We start from the raw sequence: 19,763 nt of genomic DNA, 5'->3' as shown, positions 1-19,763 counted from the left end.
GGGCCATCCCCCTGGCCCCACCGCCTCACACTCGCGCCTCCACTGTTTCCCCTTCTGTGATCACGGTGCCGGTCGCTCCGTCGATCGTGATCAGCTGACCGGTCTCGATCTGCCTGGTGGCGTCACGGACGCAGATGACCGCCGGGATGCCGTACTCACGTGCCACCGTCGGGCCGTGGGCGATGGGTGAGCCGGTCTCGGTCACCAGGCCGCCGGCCGTCATGAAGAGCGGGGTCCAGCCGGGGTCGGTGGTCGGGGCCACGAGGATCTCCCCCGGCTCGATGTGGGCCCCGGCCGGGTCGCGGATCACCCGTGCCCTGCCGGTCGCCATGCCGGGTGCCGCGCCCAGCCCGACCAGTGCCCCTTCCTCGACCGGCGAAGGCGGCGCGTTGGACTCGACGTCGGTGCCGTCGGACAGCATGGCGGCCGGGACGCTGGGACGCCGCAGTTCACGTTCATGAACCGCCCGGCGCTCCTCGACCAGTTTCCGGTGGTCGGCTCCCTCGTGCACAGCGGCGTGCGCCTCACGCAGATCCAGGAACATGATGTCGTCGGGGCGCTCGAGCTGGCCGCGCGCGACGAGATCCTCCCCGACCAGCAGCAGCTGCTTGCGCATCTCGTAGTACGGGATCAGCCAGGTGAACTTGATGAGCTCGCGCAGGCCGGTGAGCTCGCGTGAGCGGCGCATGAGGACGGAGGCGATGCGGCCGCGTACGGGGCGCCGACGCCGTGCCCGCCGGGACAGCTCCTCGATCATGGCCTCGGCCTTCGCCGCCGCCCGCTCGAATCGGCGTTCAGGGGCCTGCTCGGGGTCGTCGAGCCGCAGGTAGTTCGCGATCGTCGCGAACAGCGGCGAGGGGTCCTCTCCCCAACGCGGGACACCGATGTCGACTTCGCCTGCGGCGCGGTGACCGTATACCTCCAGGAACGCGGCCAGCCCGATGTCGGGCAGTGTGCCCTCGCGGTACCTGGCCGCGAGTTCCTCGGGTGGGGTGGTCAGGAGCAGCTCGCGGTGCTCCGTCGCGTTCTCGGCCAGCCGCCACAGGGCCAGGTCCATCTCCGTGGTGACGTTGTGCGGCATCCCGCCCAGGGTGGTCTCCACCTCTCCTTCGGCGGCGATGCCCTTGAGCAGCGTCGAGGGCACCACCGACAGGAGAATCCCGGCCATCGTGGGCCCAAAGGTCTTCAACAACCCCGGGCTGAGGATCATGCCGGCTGACGTCTCCGTGACGAAGCGCAGCCGCTCGGCGGCGGTGGCCGGTTCCGCGGGTCCCCGGCTCGCGCGCCTGACCTCTTCGACGCCGCGGAACGCTTGGGCGCGCGCCACCTGCGGGCGGGCGATGGCGTGCGTCATGCCGACGACCATGGGAGACGCGAGCCGCAGTGTCACCTTGAGCGCGCTGCTCGGTGAGAAGGGCAGCCGTCGGCGCGGGGCGAAGCGCGGATCGTTGAGCATCTGCTCGATTGCCGACCGAACCCGTGCACCGTATATCGCCACGACCTCGGGCAGATCGTCTCGGGTCAGCTTGCTGTGCATGAAGTCGGTCAGGTCCATGTAGAGCCGTCCGCCGATGACGACCACAGGTGAGGAGCTGCTATACGGATCGATCTTGATGCCGTAGTGGCGACACCACTGCGCCAGCATCACCATCATCGCCGACACGCCCATACGGGTGAATGGGCGGAGCATGCCCTGGATATTGCCGACCTCTAGGTACAGGCGGGGCTGTGGTTGATCGGTGGGGTCAGGTAGTGGAAAGAGTGTGGTGACGGCGCGCGACTGCAGCAGCCAGAGGGTGCCGTCGCCGTCGAACGCGAACTCCACGTCCTGCGGCGAACCAAAGTGCTCCTGGAGGCGCTCCCCGGCTTCGCGGAGTTCGTCGAGCTGGGCGGGGCCCAGGCAGCCATTCTCTTGGCCGATCGGCCCCGTGCGGCTCAGGACATAGTGGTCGGCGTCGACAGTGCCGTCGACCACCGCGGTCCCCAGGCCGGGGGCGGCGTCGACGACCATTTCGGAGCGGCTTCCCGTGAGCGGATTGGCGGTGAACAGGACTCCGGCCTCGCGGGCGTTGACCATGCGCTGGACGACGACCGCCATGTGCACGCTCTCGTGCGGGATGCCGTTGGCCTCGCGGTAGGCGACGGCGCGCTCCGAGTACAGCGAGTCCCAGCATCGACGCACCGCAGCGATCAGCTCGGCAGTGCCCTCGACGTTGAGAACGGTGTCCTGCTGGCCGGCGAAGCTGGCATCGGGGAGGTCCTCGGCGGTGGCACTGGACCGCACCGCCACGCGCCCGCCGCCCATTCGTTCGTAGGCGTCGACGATCTCGGCTTCCGGGAGCTCTCCCGAGGTGTAGGCCGCGGTCGTCAGGCAGAAGCCCGGGGGCACGCGTTCGCCCATCGCGACCATCTCACCGAGTCCGGTGGCCTTACCGCCCACCAGCGCGATCACGCTGGCGTCGATCTCAGTCAGGCTGGTCACGTTGTTCATCGCGGAGCCTCCTTGCGGCCTTGGCGAAGATTTCCATGGAATGGAGTACGGCTTTCTGCTCGTCTCGGGTCATATGGCCCCACAGCGCCATCTGGGCTTCGGTGCGCGCGACGCTGATCCGGTGTAGGGCGGCGGCCCCGCCGTCGGAGAGCCGCACCCGCCTGGCGCGGCGGTCGGCGTCGTCCTCGTAGCGCTCGACCAGGCCGCGGCGCACCATCCGGTCCACTAATCGACTCGTCCGCGAATCCGAACGGCCGATGAGCGCGGCCAGATCCTTCACGGTCGGGTCCGTGTCCCGGTCGAGCAATTCGCGTTGTCGGTCCAGCACCTGCAGTAGCGCGATGTGGATGAGCGACAGGTCGTCGTCTTCCTGCACGCGCAGCAGGCTTGGCATGCTGTCCCGCTGCATCGAACGGACCAGGGCGACCAGGCGCTCGCGATCATCCATATGCTGCCCCGCATCTTTTGCCTACTAGCAGCCAAGCTACTCCTCGGGGGGAGCTGTGGTCCAGACCTCAGCGGCGGCGGTAGGGAAGACCGCTTGCGTGGCAAGGCGCGTAGCTGTGGCACGAGGACGGGACCTCGCGTGGACCCCAGGGAGACACCTGTCGGTGAGGCGGTGCTTCGGGGCACTATCCGCTACCGCGCGGATTCCGGTGTGTCCACCGCAGGGGCCTCGGGAGCGGAGTCCCGATTGCCGCCAGACGGCGTGATCGCGGCGATGACGCCGATGAAGACAATGGCAATGCCGGCCAGGGTGTAGGGCGACGGCGACACCCGGGGATCGAACAACTGGATGAGGTAGGTCAGGACCGGGTTGCAGTTGGTCATCGCCAGCACGACGAAGGGGGCCGCGTGCCGTACCCCCACCTGGAGCAGCCCGAGCGGAAGCGCCAGGCCGATGGCACCGAACGCGACGATCAGCCAGGCCTGCTCCCCGACAGCACTCCAGTCGACGGGAACAGTGAGGCTCAGCAACCCGCAGCCGACGATGGTGGCGTAATTGCGGTGCGCGAGGATGTTGCGGTTGGACCAACCGAGGTCGACCAGCCGTCGCGCGAACCACGTCAGCAACGCCATGCACAGTCCCGAGCCCAGCACGGCCAGGAGGCCCAGCAGGCTGCCGAATCGGTCCGGCGCCTGGAAGCCGGAGTTGCCGGTCGCCGAGACCCACCCCAGAAGCACGCTGCCGACGATGATGGTCGCGGCACTGACCCACTCCCGCCGGCTCCGGCTCCAGTGGCGGCCGAGCAGCCCGGCCAGCAGGAGCCCGAAGACCGGCGACGCCCCCGTTTGCAACGCGCTGGCCAGCGCGGGCTCCAGGTACTCCAAGCCGGTGTAGAGCAGAACGAACACCCCGGCCGAGGCGAGGTTCAGACCGACGACGGCCCGCCATGCCGGGCCGTTCATCGACGGTTGCGGGCCACGGTTGGCGACCCCGAAGATCGCCGCGGCGACGGTGAACGTGAGCAGCGCCAGTACGAACGGCGGTACGGTCTGCACGACTGCGCCGAAGACCACGTTGCTGGTCGCGATGAACGCCGACGCTCCGGCGAGCGCCGCCACCCCGCGGGCATGATGGTTGTGTCCGTTGATCACGGATTCGTCCTTTCCCGGATGTCAAAGAACGGCCGCGGATTCCGGTCGCACGTCGAACAGCGCGCACCCGTCGATCCACTCGCCGACACGGGCGGCGTCCGCCTCGACCACATCGGCATCGCTGTGCAGCAGGTACACGAAGCCTCCCCGGCCAGTGGTGTCGGTGGAGGGGCGCACGGCGTCGCCGACGCGGGGAGCACCGAAATAGCCCGCGAAGGAGGGCAAGCGTTCGAGGCGCCGACAGCCTGCGTCATCGGTGATGACGCCGTCCGCCGGGAAATGGACCCACATGATCTTGAGGTGGCGGGTCGGTCGGTACGGCCGCCTGAGGCGATCGCGAAAGCCGTCCGGGTCGCACATAGCCATCGCCGTGAGCTCGGGCTGCGTGTCCCCGAGCACCTTCCGGAAAGGTCCGCTCTCGATCGTGGCCCCCATCAGCCGGGCGTTGGTCTCCACAAGCCTCGGCCCGTCCCGGGTGACCTTAAGTTCGTTGTGTGCTGGGCCGTTGCGGATACCTACGGCGTCGAGAGCTCGCTCGTTGTACTCGATCAGCGGTTCCAGCACATCGCTGTCCGGCGTGATCAGGTAATGGTCCGTGAAGGTGATTCCGCTGCCGCCCCTCCGCTCGTGCGTACCGGGGACGAACTCGAAGCACCATGCGTCGGTGGTGAGGTGCCGACCGTCCAGGCTGACGGTGTTCACCACATAGATCGGCCCTTCGAGGAACGACTGGGCCACGGCGGTGTCATTGCGCAGCCCGAGGAAGTTCACCTTGCCGACGATCCGGGTGACCGCGGCTTGTATATCGGCGGCGTTGTGGCAGAAGTAGACGTCCTCCGAGCTGGAGGAGTGCGGAGGCTTGACCACAATGGGCCAGTCCCGCTGGGTCCTGGACCACGCCACGATCTCCTCCGGACTGCCGGACTTGATCTGCTCGGCAGTGGGCAGGCCAGCCTGTTGGAGGGCGCGGATCATCTCGAACTTGTCCCGGCGGGTGTCGGACAGCACGCTGACGTTCCACTCCTGCCCGAGCAGCTCGCAGAGGCGGTCGGCGAACCGCACGCCGGATTCGGCTCCGGCGATGACCCGCACGTCCTCGTAGGCGGCGAGCCGGGCCGCGGTTTCGTCGGCGGGGGCGTACGGGAGTTCGGCGTCGTAGCTGTCCGGCCGGAACGACGGCCGCAGGATCTCCGGTATCTCCGGGGAACTGGGAACGTGGACGACGTCCACGCCGTAGCGGTGGAACTCCTCTGGGAGGTGCCGTGCGGTCGAGTATCCGTCGACCAGGGCGACGGTCTTCACCATGCCTGTGCTCCTCGGTAGCGGTTCGCGTCGTTGCCGGCCGTGAGGTGTTCGGCCAGCCGGGCGGCTTGCCGGTGGGTGGCGTTCGCGTAGTTGTTCACGGCGAATGTGTCGCCGAGTGGAGGTCCCAGCAGATGGATTCCGGGTGCGGCCTCGAGCGAGACCGGGTCCACGGCCGCAGCGGCCGCCTGTAGGCTCCGTCCCTCCACCGCGAGGCCGCGCACGCGGCCGAAGGCGGTGAGCCCGGTGGCGTCGACCGCGCGGTCCGCTCGGATGACCCGGCCCTCGGCGTCCTCGAACTCCAGATGGCGCCGTGTCCTCCGCCAGCGCCGCGGCCCGCGCGTGACCCAGAGCCGCCCCTCCTCGGCCAGGTGGCAGATCCGTTCGGCGTTGCGGGCGGGGAGCGCGGCCGCGTAGCGGCGCAGCAGTCCGGTGAAGGCCTGCCTGATCGCGGCTCGCTGAGCGGGCGCCATGGTCGGCCACACCTCGTTGGCCACGGTCAGTGCGTTCGGGACGACGATCTCCCACGCCTGCCGACCGGCCGTGGTCCGGGCCAGGTCGTCGGCGAGCAGATCGACGCCGTCCAGGTCGGCGTGCCGTGGAGCTCGCTCGACCGCGGCGTGGGGAGCCCCCTCGGCGCGCAGCAGCATCGCCCAGCGGCGGACGAGTTCGCCGGGTGCGGCGGACCCGGCGGCGAGCAGGTGGTCCGTGGTGAACCATTCGCCGGGTACTTCCACCATCGAGGTGCGTGCGGCGGGGAACCGTCCGGAGGGTGACATCATCGCGATGCGGACGTCCGGCTGGGTCCCGGCGACCAGTAACGCGGCATCCACCGCGCTTTGGCGCGTTCCCAGCACGACCACGGTGCCGGTGGCGGGGACGAACTCGCGATAGGACGGGATGTCGTATACCGCTCGCAGGAGGCCGTCAGCGGCGGCTTCCCGGTGTGCGGTGGCCGAGGATGTGCCCAGGCCGGAGCAGACCACGGCTCGGCGGGCCCTGATCGTGCGGCCCCGCGGCGTGTGGATGACCGTCCCGGAGTCCTCGGTATGGATCGAGGTCGCGCATGCCCGGATGTGGTCCACACCGATTCCGCGCTGCCGCCCGCGCCGCAGCGCTGCGTGCAGCTGATCGGCCAGGTAATCGGAGTACAGCCCGCGCGGGACAAACGCGGAGGGGTGCACATCCGTGCAGGTCCAACCCCACTGGTGACATCGGTCCGGGTGACTTCGCAGCCAGCGCTCGAAGTGGGCCGGATCGGTCGGGTTGACGGTATTGACCGCCACGCTGGTGTTGCACAGCACATACGGCTCCGGTCGCGCGAACGCGAGGCCGCGCCCCGGCTCTCCCGGATCGACAACGGCCACCGACCGTATCCGTGGTTCCGCGTCGTCGGCCGCATTGAGCAGGTGCACCAGCAGGGACGCGCCGGCCGCACCACCGCCGATGATGGCGAGATCGAACACGACGCCCCCTATCCGACCGCGGCCCGTACGAGCGCGGTCACAGCCGCGCCGGTGACCAGCACGACGAGGAACGGCGCCCGCAGCCACAGAGCCACACCGGCGGCCGCCAACCCGACGACGCGCTCGTCGACACCGATCCGCTGGTCGGTGGCGAACACCTGAGTGGCGATCAGTGCACTGAGCAGGACGATCGGAACGGCTTCGGTGAGCCAGCGGACCCGCGCGTGCTGCATCCAGGCCTGGGGGAGGAAGAAGCCGGCCATCTTCAGCGCCAAGCATGCAGCGCAGGCGCTGAGCAGGGCTGTCCAGCTCATCGGCTGTGCTCCTGTTCTTTCGTGGGCGGAGCGGACTGCTGTTCCGAGGCGTCGGGGAGCCTGCGGGGTAGCAGCCCGGCGACGGTCAGCACGATGAGCGCGGTGACCACCACGGGAAGGCCCGAGGGCAGCACCGGGATGAGCACAACGGCGCACACGGCGCTGGCCAGAGCGAGTACGGCGTTACCGGCCTCGCGCAGGCGGGGCGCGACCAGGGCGAGGAAGGCAGTGGCGGCCGCCACGTCGAGGCCGAGTGCCTCGGGATCGACGAGCAGCGATCCCGCTACGCTTCCGAGCAGGGTCCCGAGGTTCCACGAGCCGAATACGAGTAGCCCCGTTGTCCAGAAGGCGAATCGGCGGTGGGCTCCGGGGGCTTGGGCCATGGCCATCGCCGCGCTCTCGTCGCTGACCAGGTGGGCGGCTGGCAACAGCCATCGTCTGCCCGCGCCGCGCAGCGACGTGGCCAGGCCGAAGCTGTAGAAGAGGTTCCGACTGCCGAGCAGCACCGCGGTCACCCCGGCGGTTCCGCCGGAGCCGCCGGCACTGAGCACGCCCACCAGTCCGAACTGCGACGCACCGCTGTACATCAGGAGCGACAGGGCCTGCGTCTGCCAGATGCCCAGCCCCGAGCTCGTCGCCAGTGTCCCGTACGAAACGCCGTAGGCGGCCACGGCCAGGGCAAGGGCGGACGCGTCGCGTACCACCGTGCGGCCTGGGCCCCGAGACGTGTCTGACTCCTCCACCACGGAGATCACACCCCCTCCTTCGAAGTACGCCGAAACTTGGTCAATGACATTGACATGTCATTAGAGACCAATAACATGACATACGCAAGGCATCGAAAGGAGAGATGATGACGACAAACGTCGACTTCGGCGAGCTGCAGTACGGCTGGGAGCTCGCCTACCAGCACCAGGACACCGAGCAGCCGCTGTGGCAGGAGGCGGCTATTCCGGTCATCGATGACGCGATCGAACTGCTGCGCTCAGCGGGTGCGCGTTCGGTCGTCGACCTCGGATGCGGGGATGGCCGCAATCTCGCCGCACTCGTGGCCGCCGGGTTCAGCTGCATGGGTGTGGACATCGCCCCGACCGGTCTGGCGCACGCACGGACGACCGCGCAGCCGGCGTTCCTGCTGCGGGCCGATGCCACGGATATCGGCCTGATCGATAACTCGGTGGACGCCGTGACCTGCTTCGACGTGTTCGGACAGATCCAGGATCCGAGCAGTCTGGTCCGTGAGGCCCGCAGGATTCTGCGCCCCGGAGGGACACTCGTCGTCAACGCGTTCACCCCCGAGGACGGCACGTATGGCGAAGGCGAAGAAATCGCACCGCACACGTTCGCCTACAAGGACACGCTGTTCCGCTACTACGACGAGGACAGCGTCCGCGAGCTGTTCTCCGAGTGGGAGATCACCTCGCTGTACCGACGGAGCTGGGACGACCCGCCGCACGGCGACTTCCGGCCGTATCCGCACCGGCACGACAACTGGATCGTCCTGGCCACACCGCGCTGAGGCGGTGCGGATGCGGACAGCGCGTGGCCACGCCACACGACGCCGTGCCATCGGGGACGGCCGGCACCTCCTCCACCGCATGTGGCGCCGACACGAACGCTCCTACGCGAGACGAAAGGCAAGGATGTGACCGCCACGACACTGGACCGTGTCGACGGCTTCGGTCGGTTGGTGAGCGACACACCGACCACCCGCCTGGACATCACCATCAACGACATTCCGCGCACGCTTCGGCTCAAGCTGGACGGACACAACATCGGGGGTTCCATCAAGGCACGTACCGCCTACGGGCTGGTACGCGACCTCGCCCAGCGTGGGCGCCTGGAGCCGGACACCGAGATCGTCGAATCCACGTCGGGAAACCTGGGAATCGCGCTCGCCCTGCTCGGCAAATATCTCGGCGTCCGCGTTACGACGGTGGTCGACCCCCTGATCACCGACGGGGCACTGCGCCGACTACGTGAACTCGGCGCGCGCGTCGAAATGGTGCACGAGCGAGACAATAATGGCGGCTACCTGCTCAGCCGTTTGGGCCGTGTCCGCCAACTACTCGACAGCGACCCACGACGCGTATGGACCGACCAGTACAACAATCCCGCCAATCCCCGCATTCACGAGATGACCACCGGACCCGAGATGAGGGAGCGGGGCGCCCTCGACCTCGACGCGGTATTTCTGGCGATTTCCACCGGCGGCACACTGGCCGGAGTCAGCGCCGACATGAAGCAGGCCAGCCCCTCCACCGCTGTCGTCGCGGTAGATATCGATGGATCGATTGCGTATCGTGGAACGGCAGCGCCACGCAGAGTGAGTGGAATCGGTGCCAGTCGGCGCTCCACATTCCTCGACGACTGGATGATCGATGATTTCCGCTCGGTCACGTTGGCCGAAATGGCCGCCTCGTGCCGGGCCATGCTCGAGGAGCACGGACTTTACCTGGGTGCCTCGTCAGGTGCTGTGCTGGCCGCGTGCCTCCGGTATCTGGCCGACACCCCGGATGCTCGGGACGTCTGCTGCCTGTGCCCCGATCTTGGGGAGAAATATGCGAGCACCATCTACAACACGGCGTGGTTGCGCTCCGCCGGATGCTCGGAGGAGGCACTCAGCAATCATTGGCTTCCCGTCCGCGCGAGTGGCTAGTGTCACGGGACCGATGCACGGGGGAACGGCGAGAACGCGTCTCAGGCCGTTCTGGCAATATAATACACAGCATCAACTCAGAAGTAGCAGTTAACCATGCGCTCGGGGGTTGTATAAGCATTGTTGGGTAACTAGAAGCAAGGCGGCGTAAATAAATGACAGGACGGCTGGAACACCTCTTCTTCGGAGACTTCGGACCGGAGCTCGCAGAAGAAGCGATCAGCACGGCCAGGACGAACCCTGGTGTTTTGGTCAACAAGGTCAGCGAACACGAGCTCGCCATGTTGGTCCTGCTCTGCGAGCTCGGCTCAGATATATTCCGCGAACCGGATAATCGGCCTGATCTCACCAGCCTATGCGAACGTTTCACCAGCGATTCGATCCTCTATATCGGACGTATCCTTCCACGAGTGACCGAGGCGATAGGACTGCTCCGCGACGCAGTCGCGGAGCAGTCCGTGGCGACCGTGATCGAGGTGTGCGACCATGCCAGCCAGGGATGGCCGGACTACGCCGAGACGGTTTTCCCGACCGCCTTCTGGCAGCTGGCCCGGACGATGTCGCCAGAAATCAGCCTCACGGAATTCCAGGACACGTCCTACGTGTTGTGGCTCCGCGGGCTCGCCGCGGCCAAAGAGGGGGGCGGAAAGTCCGCCCATGAATTCCTGGAACGTTCTCTGCAGCGCTATCGGGCCTATGACTACTACGCTGATACGGCGTGGTTGTACTCCGACCTGGTTATGGTCGACATCATGCTCGGTCTGCCAGATCGAGCCACCACGGCCGCAGAAGAGCAGCGCTCCTACGTGGAGACCGTGCTCCGTGAACGCACGGCTTCGGCGTCGGAGACGGGACGCGTCGCTTTTCATCTCGGCGACGTCCACTCCGGCCGCTATCAGACCTTCGTCGAGCAGGCCGTCCTCCGCGACCCCGTGCTCCGGGACGAGGACGCGGGGCTGCTGTGGCGCTACGTCGGGGTGAGCGAATCACTCCTGAGCGCGGTCCGCTGGCAGTCGCGTAGCCACTTGGAAGGCGCGCTTGACCGTTTCTCCAACGGTTGGCGGACGTTCCTGGACTCCTCGTATCCGGATATTCTCGCCCGGGTCGGGCATGTCGCACTCGGCGAACGAAATGACGCCAACGTGTATCTTCCGGTCGATGCGATGTGGCGGCACCTGCTGCTGATGTATCGGCGCAAAGTGGACCCGGTAGCCCTCTCTTCCGCCTTCCACGAGGTCCAGGAGCGACTGCGCAACGCCGGACTGTCCGCGGAGCTCGATGTCCTGCGCCTAGACACCACGCTGCTCACCTGGGCACTGCACGGACGGGACAGCGCTGCGGAATGGTGCGCTCCACACGTCCACGGGCTCCGGAAACGTGCTCCGAGGCTCGTCTCGGCACTGATCGACGCGTTGAACAGTACCGACACGGACTCTCCGATGACCGCCGCAATGACCTACCTGGCCGAACGCGCCAAGTATCCGGTGCCGGACTTCGCTTCGATGCTGGAGCTACTCAGCGCGTGGCAGCTGCAGCGGGACACCGTCAACCGCGTCGAGATTGCCCTGCACGGAAACGAACTGTTCGTCGACGGTTTCCGTGTCTACTCCCAATGCCCGCCCGCACTGCGCGCGATCCTCTCAGCTCTCGCGTCCGAGCTCGACCGCAGCAGGGAACGCGGTGAAGAGCCCGCCTTCCTGCGGGCCGGCGAGCTCGCGCAGAGCACCGGACGCTCCACGGCCTCGCTGGTGCAGGCGATTCGACGGTTCCGTATCGCCTGCACGGACGTCATGGGCGATGCGATCGGCCAGGATGACGTGCTCCAGGGACGTCCGGGTTACCGGCTCAATCCCGCCACCGTCAGCTCGGTCATGTGGTACCCGGGCACGCAGTAGAAGTCCAGAAACCAGAAAAGGAGTGCATCATGAATTCATCTGAACCTGCGGTCTTCACCGACTACAAGTTCGTCGTGGCCCTGAAGGCCAAGCTGGATTCGGGGGTCGCGCTCAACGCAGCCAGCCACCTCGCTCTGGGGCTGGTGGCGCAAGCCGCACGCAGCGGCGACGATCAGCTCGCGCACATGTCCTTCCTCGACTTCGCCGACTCCGACGGCGGCAGCCACAGCCCGCTCTCCGGGCTGTCGCTGGCCGTCCTGCAGGGCCGCCCCGCATGGCTGCGCCGCCTGCGCAATGACTTCATCGCCGCCGACGTGTGCTTCACCGACTTCACTTCCGATATGACCGGTGACACCTACCGCGAACAGCTGGACCGCATGGCCCAGACTCCCGAGGAAGAACTGGACTACTACGGCGTCGCGGCGTTCGGAAAGAAAGAGATCATCGATCCGCTGACCAAGAAGTTCTCCCTGTGGCGGTAAGGAGGCCATCTCTCATGTTCCCCTTCCATGTCATCACCGGGCAGACCGCCCGTTCGATTATTTCCGGTAGCCGATCGGAACTCGTGAAAACAGTCGAGGACACCTACCTGGCCCATGACAGGGGTGAGTCCGTCAACCCAAACAGCTATTTCCTGAAGTTCCCGGACAAGCCGGACAGCCGCATCATCGCGCTGCCCGCCTACCTCGGCGGCGAGAACGACGTCGCCGGAATCAAATGGATCGGCAGTTTCCCGGGGAACATCGAGTCGGGAATTCCACGCGCCTCAGCGGTGCTGCTGCTCAACGACTACACCACCGGATACCCGTTCGCCTGCCTGGAGGCCTCGCAGATCAGCGCGGCCCGCACAGCGGCCTCAGCGGCCCTCGCCGCCGAACGCCTGACCGGCGGACGCCGGGCGGGAACGGTCGCCGTGATCGGCAGCGGCATCATCGCACGCAATATCCTCGAGTTCTTCGCCGCCCAGCAGTGGCACGTCGATTCCTTCGCCATCCACGACCAGAACCCCCAGTACAGCCAGGCGCTCGCCGACTACACACAACAGCAGCTCGGATACTCGGCCCATACAGCGCTTCGGAGGCAGGAAGCCGTCTCCGGAGCCGACGTAGTCATCCTGGCCACTACGGCAGGTACCCCCTATATCACTGAGCCGGATGACTTTTCCGCCGGGCAGGTCGTGCTCAATATTTCGCTGCGCGATATCGGGCCGGAAGTCGTGCGCGAGTCTTACAACATTCTGGACGACATTGAGCACTGCCTGACCGCGGGCACCTCCCCGCACCTGGCAGAGCAGAAGTACGGACACCGCGGATTCATCACCGGAACTCTCGCCGATGTCATCAAGGGGAGAGCCCACATCGGAGATGACAAGCCTGTGGTTTTCTCACCGTTCGGCCTGGGGGTCCTCGACCTCGCCGTCGGAATGCACGTCTACCACCTCGCACGGAACGCTGAAGAGACGGTGCCGATCAACGACTTCTTCGCCGAGACCCAGAGATGGTCACCCGCTCGGGAAACCACATCAGCGTAGACCGTCCTGTTCGGATGTTTCCAGGCACGAACGTCCGCCAGCCAGGCCCATGTCGCCGCGGGGCAGACAACACCCCTTGCTGTTCGTCTTGGCCCTGGGCGGGGACGAGTCCCTCGCCGGTATCGCGAGGGACAGAGCCTGGAGGACCGCGGAGTGCATGGGCGACTGTCGCTCGTCTATTCGGCGCCGGAAGAAGTGGGGGAGCGCAGGGTGAAGGGGTGTTCCGTGCGGTTGGTCGGAGCAAGAAGCCCGACCGAGGCGACCCACGGTGCTGCAGCCTCTGTCATAGCTTTCGGCACAGTAGGGAACTATCGCGGGAGCTTCGCAGGCGTGGTGGATTCCCCTCAACCACACGGGATGTCCGTGAACTCGAACAGCTCGACATCGTGCCAAGTATCCCCCTCGCCGTAGCAAAGCCGCCCAGGAGTGAAGTCGTCGGGAGGGTCCAACTTGTGTCCCCAGAGCGTCTCCGGGGTCTCGTACTGGACGTAGCGGCTCGGTAGGCCATCGGGGAGGCGCATGGCCTCGTCCTCTTCCGGGACACCAGCGATCGTCACGTCGAACTCCTGCTCGGGCTTGTCCTGGGTCAGCGTGACCAGCGGCTCCGCAGCCCCCGCAGTAAAGGTTCGGAAACCGGGGTTGGCCGTCCCGTCTCCGCTTGCGTCAGCCTGTTCTTCCGGCAGCAGCACGCTGAAGTCCATGCTGTGGATGACGTAGGCACCTTCGTCATGGAGATACGCCGCGGTTCCGTGAAAGGTGATGTCGACACCGTCGCGTTCAGCCGACGTGAAGGTGATGCGTAGCCGCGAGGTCCAGTCGGGGCTGGCGTCTCCCAGGGGTCCATCCTGGTCGGAATCGGCGGGGCGGGTGAACAGCTCTATTGTGTCGCTGGCCGTCGCCTCGGTCTTGACCCCACCGATCTCCAGGATCGGCTCACCGTCGACTTCGACATCTGTAGGACCACCTCGCTCACCGCGACCGGTGGCCTCCATCTCCGGATCGCCTCCGTCCTGCCCGTTTCCAACCGACTGCTCATTCTCGGGAGGGCTCACGCACCCGCCGGCCAGGAGTGGGAGGGAAACCGCCAGTGTCGCAATCGCTCGTCTCGTCATGGTCATGCTCACCAGGCCTTCGGGGGTCGGGCAGGTATGTGGGAAGGGAGCTGCCATTCGTCGGGTGGAGAGGCTATCTCAGGTCTGGGCAGGGTGTCGGTGTTCGGCCGCCACACCCGTGTTCCTCAGCCGAAATTTGAACATCAGCCATTGGTACACGCGTGAACTTGCCACGATCGCTGTAGTGGTGCTGTGTGTCGCGGTGCTTGCGGCGATATACAGCAGCGGGCTGCTGTCCACAGTGAAACCCGGAGTCGGGACTGCTGATTCCGGGGCCTCGGGTGACCAGGCCAGCGAGAATGGCGAGTATGGTCGTCCCCTTCGAGACCGTCAGCGTGGGCGCTCAAGGATCGGGCCAGGGCGTCGTGTCAGCGGCCAACTACGTTCTGCTGGAGTCGAGGACAATGATGATCTCGACCACGGCTGGCGCGAGACAGGACGAAACGCGGCGGACGAACGCGAGACCGACCGGGGCTCCACCAAGACCCCGAGGACAAGCCGGATCCTCCAGGTGATGCGGCACTAAACGAACAGGGCTTCGGTGAGCCGGAACTGGTTCTATGCGATCGGTGGTTGGTAGTACAACCTCAACTACAACTGGGATGGCGGGAAAAGCAGCAACATCGGATCCTTCAACGTCTCGGATGGGACGCCCGCGGAGATGCACCGTGCCGGGATTGCTCAAGAGTTCATGATGCACGGCCGATCCGAAAAGACCACCAAGGAAGAAACAGGACGATGGGGGCGACATAGCCATGGGGGCATGGTCACTGAGGCACTGGCGCTGTCGCTTCTCGCCGCCGGATGTTCGGCTGGATCCAACGCCTTACGCCAGGGAGATCCGGCTGATATCGACACCTCTCTTGGTGCGTTTGAGGAGTACTCGAGTGTTCAGCTTCCTGACGGCGTGGATGAGCCGGACATTACCGCAGAGCGTGACGACGACGGAAACGTTGAGTACAAGGTGCACTTTTCCGGGTCGCCGGACGAAGCTGAGGAAGTCTGCCGCCAGGTAAAGGGCTGGTTGCCTCACCTGGAGGGGACGTCAACCGAGGAACAGCAGCGTTTCGGTATCGATGCCGATGTCGCGGCGAAAGCGGGGGAGGAGACCCGCGAGTGCACCGGAATCGACCAGGAGTCCGGAACGCAGACCGAAGGGCTCGTTCTCTACTCGGACGACGAGACCGCTGATGTCTACCTGCGCACCTACGAGATCAATCGGCGATGAGAGAGGCGTTCATGGTTCGGGCCCGTCATCTCGCTCGGGTGTCCCTCGTCCTACTGCCTGTGGCTTGATGCTCAGGAGAGACCACTGACTTAGCAGACCTGACGTCGTTCCTGTAGGACGGCGAAGAGACGGACTCTCCGTACAGAACGTACGAGGCGGGTGAAGGGGAGGGGGCCTCTCGCTGGTGGCGACAGGACTTATCTCCTGTCGATAACTATGCAAGAGACACGGTCATAGAACGCGTTTGAGAGCCGTCAGTGGTACCGCAGGTTCACGATGACCAGAGAATATCGCGATGCGCGGTGTGACTCCACACACCCGCCGTCTGTTCAGAGGAGATCCTCTACAACGTCGTCTCGGACGCCGTTTTCGACCAGCTCTTCTACCGCTGAGATCCTGAACGCGGTGACGCTGCCCTGACTGGTACGTATTGCGTAGTCGGAGATGTGCAGGGTCTCGAATTCAGGGCGATCGAAGTCCTGTCTCAGATCCGTGCGTAGGGCCTCTTCGGCTCCCGGGACAACGGTGGCACCTGAGTCGTCGATCTTGAAGTCTGTATCTGTGGGGTAACCGATCGAAAGGATGTCGGCTGCGTCTTCGAGAGCACTGTCGTGGGGAATGTGCTCATAGGTCAGGAACTCTGCGGCAGCGACGTTGGGATGGCTCGGGTGGAAGCCGAGATAGCGGACCCACCCTTCCCCTGCATCCTCGTCGCGTACCCAATCGGCGGGCAGGTTGTACATCACTGCTCCGACCTGTACCTGTTGCGTCGGGGCAGTCGATTCTCCGTCCTCCGTCGCTGGTGAGCAGCCAACAGCAAGGAGGAGGCCGAGGCTCGCGACGGTTACCTGAGGCGCGAGCGCACGAGAGATGAGACGAGAACTCATCATTGTCCGCCGGCTCCGCCGATCGGAGGTTGCTTTCGCTCGTAGCGAGCAACGGAAGCCCAGTCACCGAACTCAGGAAGCTGCTCCCAGTTCGGCGTGAAGTCGATATCCGAGTACTCGACCTTCTCCTTGAAATGCTCGGTCTTGTCGGTGATGTGGTGCGTCATGCGATCCTCGGCGTGATAGAGGATCCACTCGATTCGGTCGGCACCGTTCAGCCCGAGACTGGGGTCGTCGCTGGGGTACCGATGGAGCCAGACTCTCTCGAGGAAGAGATGTTCGTCATCGACACGGTGGAACTCGTACGCGGTCGTTTGCCGACCGAAACGATCGAGGAAGACGGTCTCCAGGTAGTTGTTGCGCCAACAGACCGTGACCAGGGTCGGTTGCCCGTCTGCCTCAAGCGGGGGGATGACTGCAGTGAAAGCGTCACCCTTGTCCCACCGCCTACGGGCAGCCGACTCGGTGAGAGGTCGTCCTGGGCCCTTGAGTTTGGTACTCCAGTTCTGGCAGTAAGTCACTCCGCTGATGCTCATATCCCTCCCCGGCCTCAGTTGTAGACCTTGCCGTTGGAATCACGGATGGTGATGTTAAGTCCGTCCGCTTCGTCGATGACCGACTGGGGAATCGGGGATCCCTGTGGGGGAACCTCGAGGATCATCTTGCCTCGCAGCCCCCTGCCGATCTTGTCGCTCCCCAGGTCTCGACGGTTGGTTGGTGTATCGGCGATGGGTGTGCCTGGCCCGTACTTCTGCGGGATTTCCCGAAGATATTTGATGGCGGTCTGTGGCTGGACATCACCGAGTTGAGTGTACTTCCGGGAGACGATCTCTTCACCAGGGACGTAGGAGTCCAGGCGTACGTACTGGCCTTTGTCAGTTGGCTCCCCGACGTGCACCTCGTTGGCACCACCGCGGGCTGTGTAGTGGGGCTCCCTCTCCCGGTTGAACTTGTTGCCCTCCTCCCTCTGTTCGCGCAGCCAGTCGGGGCAGCTGCTCTCGCGCTCGGGGGCGTCGTTGTGTACGAGTAGGGTCTCATCACCGCTGGCGACGAAGTAGGTGTGGAGACCCTCAACGGTGAGGTTGTGGACCTGCTGTTGGGGGACGTTGCGCTGGTCGATCGCGGTGACCTGCACCCACGTCCCCGCTGACGTACGCAGCCACGCCCCAGGCGACAGCTCGTCCGCAGGCACCCACTCGGCCAGTTCGGGGAGCCAGAAGGGGTGGCTGGCGGTGGCGGTAACATCCCCGCTTCCACCTTCCCCGGTGACGCTGATATCGACGAGCGTCTTGTCTTCGGTGTTCTCTATCGTCCGCAGGACTTCCCTGGGGCCTTCCTCTCCCGTGGTCGGATCGAAGGCCCACACGGTGTCACCGACTCTGATGTCCTCGATGGGGACGAGATGTCCGTCACCCGAGAGGACAGGGGTTCCCGGCAGGAAGCTGTTGGGGCAGTTGCAGGAGCAGGGTGTCCCATTGCCGTCGTTCGATGAGCCGTCTCGATCGCCTTGATCGCTGTCTGAACCGTCGCCCGAGTCGCTCCCCCGTGAAGACGGAGCAGGTAAGCCGTCCGCTTGGGTCTCGTGGTCGGTGTTGGAGCCACCATTGTTGTCTCCGCGGCGGGCTGCGTCGGCGAGATCATCGAGACGCTCACGTTTCTTGTTCCAACCCCAGATGGGGATGAGGGCCTCGGCGTTCTCGACGACGATCATTCCGGTGCAGCCCGCACGATCTCCGCTGCGGCAGCGCTCCTGAGCCTCATCGCTGGCAAAGAAATCCTGCGCCAATCCCACGGGGTCGTTCTTGGCCGCATCGACAATAGTGTCGACATCCTCACGAGTCTCGTTGACCTTGTTGTCGACCCAGCCCGCAGGATCATCGATGAAGTTCTCAACGCCCTGCTGGAGACCTTTAATGGACTCTTGCGCGTCGTCCAGTGCGTTCCTACCTGCATCCGCCGCGCCGCCGACGAAGCGCCGACCCTTGTCAGCGAGGCCGTCAAGCCAGCCGCCGCCCTCGTCGGCGCCCGATTCCCCGTCCTGAGAGCCGTCGGAGGATGAGGTACCGCCGTTGCCGTTTCCAGAATCCGAGTCAGAGTCCTCTTCTGGGGCATGACCAGCATCGGATCCGTCTTCCGGGTTGCCGCCCTTTCCTCCCTCTCCTGAGCCTGGTGTCTCAGAGGTGAAAAGTCCCTCGGCGGCCGATCTCACATTCGAGGTGATAGTGCTAAGCATCCCGCTCCCTACGAGAGCAAGCAGGATCGCTGCACACAGCACGACAACAGCCGCGTATTGAGTGAAGGAGGCGCCACGCTGGGGGTCGTGGATTCGTCTGAGCACGCGAATGTTCCTGGGGGAGGATGGCGGAGGAGCGCAGAATTATATACATGCGTTCGTCACGTTTCATCACACAAGATCATTATTTGTGCCGTATCGCGCAACCTCTTGAATGTGTATGGTGTAGAGCTGCAGGTCAGATCAGCAAAAATAGATGAATGTGGCATCTGTCACATTTGGCGAGGTGGATGTGAAGACCTTCCTGTGTGCGAGGAGTGCAGGAGGAAAGCTCACGGAGAAGACCGTGTCAGCAGAATGAGGATGACCCCTCGCCATGCTGAAGGCGCAGATGACAGACTCGCACTGGCCGTCTGGAATCGCTTCTGACAGTGAGAAGTTCCTGGTGATCGGCGTAAGACCAGGAAGACCCGCTACACCAGAGGCTCTTGCGCCTCGCCGAGTTTGTGTTGAGAGCTGGGACTCCAATGTTGTCCGAAGAGAACATCGAATGCCCGACGCGCCTCTGCACGTCCGTGGCGTGTTGTACGCCAGTCGTAGATACCGGGGATCATCCATCTGCGGCCAGATGTCGCTGGTTATGGCAAATGGGAGCACGCGATTGATGGCAGCGCCTCTACCGCGACTAGCGCAGCCGATGCCCAGGGCAGGATCCCGGCCAGTAAGCACATTTCCGATCGCTCATCAGAGCTCGTTGCAGGTCAACGGGATCAGCCCGTCCGAGGTTAAGTGAGCGGCACACTCGATCGCGTTGGTGGCGGCAAGGACGGCGCAGGCAAGAGGAAGGACTGGCTACCTGTATCAGGAGGTGTCTTCGCGACCCTGATGCTCATCGAGCTGGGCCAGGCCCTTGGGCCGCTGGAAGCACTCCTCGACCCTCCAGCGGCGTCCGGCCATCCCCACCAGCACGGTGAGAGCGAACAGCCGGGGGCGCATAGCGGCGAGAGAAAGCCAGCTCGCCAATGCGACGGTGGGGCGCACCATCA

18 protein-coding genes are annotated in these 19,763 nt (G+C 65.2%); 6 read left to right on the top strand and 12 right to left on the bottom strand.

What is annotated here, in order from left to right:
- Positions 1-25 precede the first annotated feature (25 nt).
- The 7 genes from CDO52_RS21650 to CDO52_RS21620 all read right to left on the bottom strand — a co-directional run bounded on the left by CDO52_RS21650 (position 26) and on the right by CDO52_RS21620 (position 7,927).
- Entirely contained in the window at positions 26-2,491 is a 2,466-nt protein-coding gene (locus CDO52_RS21650) for a PEP/pyruvate-binding domain-containing protein (protein WP_017619824.1), read from the bottom strand.
- On the bottom strand, positions 2,466-2,939 hold the full coding sequence (locus CDO52_RS21645) for a MarR family winged helix-turn-helix transcriptional regulator (RefSeq protein ID WP_017619823.1): 474 nt from the start codon (positions 2,937-2,939) through the stop codon (positions 2,466-2,468). Before CDO52_RS21645 ends, CDO52_RS21650 begins: the two co-directional genes overlap by 26 nt.
- Positions 2,940-3,130: 191 nt before the next feature.
- Positions 3,131-4,090, bottom strand: coding sequence for a DMT family transporter (locus tag CDO52_RS21640; RefSeq protein ID WP_094932649.1), 960 nt, complete (start codon positions 4,088-4,090; stop codon positions 3,131-3,133).
- A gap of 21 nt (positions 4,091-4,111) precedes the next feature.
- Positions 4,112-5,395: an ATP-grasp domain-containing protein gene (locus CDO52_RS27775; protein WP_017619821.1), complete on the bottom strand. Its 1,284-nt coding sequence runs from the start codon at positions 5,393-5,395 to the stop codon at positions 4,112-4,114.
- Entirely contained in the window at positions 5,389-6,858 is a 1,470-nt protein-coding gene (locus CDO52_RS21630) for an FAD/NAD(P)-binding protein (RefSeq protein WP_017619820.1), read from the bottom strand. The genes CDO52_RS27775 and CDO52_RS21630 overlap by 7 nt, the downstream gene beginning before the upstream one ends.
- Positions 6,859-6,866: 8 nt before the next feature.
- A complete protein-coding gene (locus tag CDO52_RS21625; protein ID WP_094932648.1) occupies positions 6,867-7,172 on the bottom strand; it encodes an AzlD domain-containing protein in 306 nt (101 codons plus the stop codon).
- Positions 7,169-7,927, bottom strand: coding sequence for an AzlC family ABC transporter permease (locus CDO52_RS21620; protein WP_157745664.1), 759 nt, complete (start codon positions 7,925-7,927; stop codon positions 7,169-7,171). Before CDO52_RS21620 ends, CDO52_RS21625 begins: the two co-directional genes overlap by 4 nt.
- Positions 7,928-8,022: 95 nt before the next feature.
- On the opposite strand from CDO52_RS21620, the gene CDO52_RS21615 reads away from it, so the two are divergent.
- The 5 genes from CDO52_RS21615 to sbnB all read left to right on the top strand — a co-directional run bounded on the left by CDO52_RS21615 (position 8,023) and on the right by sbnB (position 13,257).
- The gene (locus CDO52_RS21615) at positions 8,023-8,691 is read left to right on the top strand and encodes a class I SAM-dependent methyltransferase (protein WP_198345770.1); all 669 of its coding nucleotides are present in this window, start codon (positions 8,023-8,025) and stop codon (positions 8,689-8,691) included.
- A 126-nt stretch (positions 8,692-8,817) separates the two neighbouring features.
- On the top strand, positions 8,818-9,831 hold the full coding sequence (locus tag CDO52_RS21610) for a pyridoxal-phosphate dependent enzyme (RefSeq protein ID WP_017619815.1): 1,014 nt from the start codon (positions 8,818-8,820) through the stop codon (positions 9,829-9,831).
- A 155-nt stretch (positions 9,832-9,986) separates the two neighbouring features.
- Entirely contained in the window at positions 9,987-11,726 is a 1,740-nt protein-coding gene (locus CDO52_RS21605) for a hypothetical protein (protein WP_152471714.1), read from the top strand.
- A gap of 29 nt (positions 11,727-11,755) precedes the next feature.
- Positions 11,756-12,208 (top strand): DUF2000 domain-containing protein, encoded by a 453-nt coding sequence (locus CDO52_RS21600; protein WP_017619813.1) that lies wholly within the window; start codon positions 11,756-11,758, stop codon positions 12,206-12,208.
- 14 nt (positions 12,209-12,222) lie between these two features.
- Entirely contained in the window at positions 12,223-13,257 is a 1,035-nt protein-coding gene (gene sbnB / locus CDO52_RS21595; protein ID WP_017619812.1) for a 2,3-diaminopropionate biosynthesis protein SbnB, read from the top strand.
- 344 nt (positions 13,258-13,601) lie between these two features.
- Here sbnB and CDO52_RS21590 read toward each other — a convergent pair whose 3' ends face one another.
- Positions 13,602-14,249 carry a hypothetical protein gene (locus CDO52_RS21590; RefSeq protein ID WP_017619811.1) on the bottom strand — a complete coding sequence of 216 codons (648 nt, stop codon included), beginning with the start codon at positions 14,247-14,249 and terminating at the stop codon, positions 13,602-13,604.
- Between the two features lie 883 nt (positions 14,250-15,132).
- Here CDO52_RS21590 and CDO52_RS21585 point away from each other — a divergent pair.
- Complete coding sequence (locus CDO52_RS21585; RefSeq protein WP_157745662.1) at positions 15,133-15,597, top strand: hypothetical protein; 465 nt, start codon at positions 15,133-15,135, stop codon at positions 15,595-15,597.
- A gap of 329 nt (positions 15,598-15,926) precedes the next feature.
- On the opposite strand, the gene CDO52_RS21580 is transcribed toward CDO52_RS21585, so the two are convergent.
- From CDO52_RS21580 to CDO52_RS29150, 4 genes are all read right to left on the bottom strand, one after another.
- A complete protein-coding gene (locus CDO52_RS21580) occupies positions 15,927-16,340 on the bottom strand; it encodes a hypothetical protein (RefSeq protein WP_017619809.1) in 414 nt (137 codons plus the stop codon).
- Positions 16,341-16,483: 143 nt separating this feature from the next.
- Positions 16,484-17,020, bottom strand: coding sequence for a hypothetical protein (locus CDO52_RS21575; RefSeq protein ID WP_017619808.1), 537 nt, complete (start codon positions 17,018-17,020; stop codon positions 16,484-16,486).
- Positions 17,021-17,034: 14 nt separating this feature from the next.
- A complete protein-coding gene (locus CDO52_RS21570) occupies positions 17,035-18,822 on the bottom strand; it encodes a polymorphic toxin-type HINT domain-containing protein (protein ID WP_152471712.1) in 1,788 nt (595 codons plus the stop codon).
- Between the two features lie 756 nt (positions 18,823-19,578).
- Positions 19,579-19,713 carry a hypothetical protein gene (locus CDO52_RS29150; RefSeq protein ID WP_269769208.1) on the bottom strand — a complete coding sequence of 45 codons (135 nt, stop codon included), beginning with the start codon at positions 19,711-19,713 and terminating at the stop codon, positions 19,579-19,581.
- Positions 19,714-19,763 lie beyond the last annotated feature (50 nt).

The organism is Nocardiopsis gilva YIM 90087 (assembly GCF_002263495.1).
In the GTDB taxonomy this organism is placed as follows: domain Bacteria; phylum Actinomycetota; class Actinomycetes; order Streptosporangiales; family Streptosporangiaceae; genus Nocardiopsis_C; species Nocardiopsis_C gilva.
Note: the sequence above shows the minus strand (reverse complement) of the source record. Positions and strands in the feature narration are given on the sequence as shown.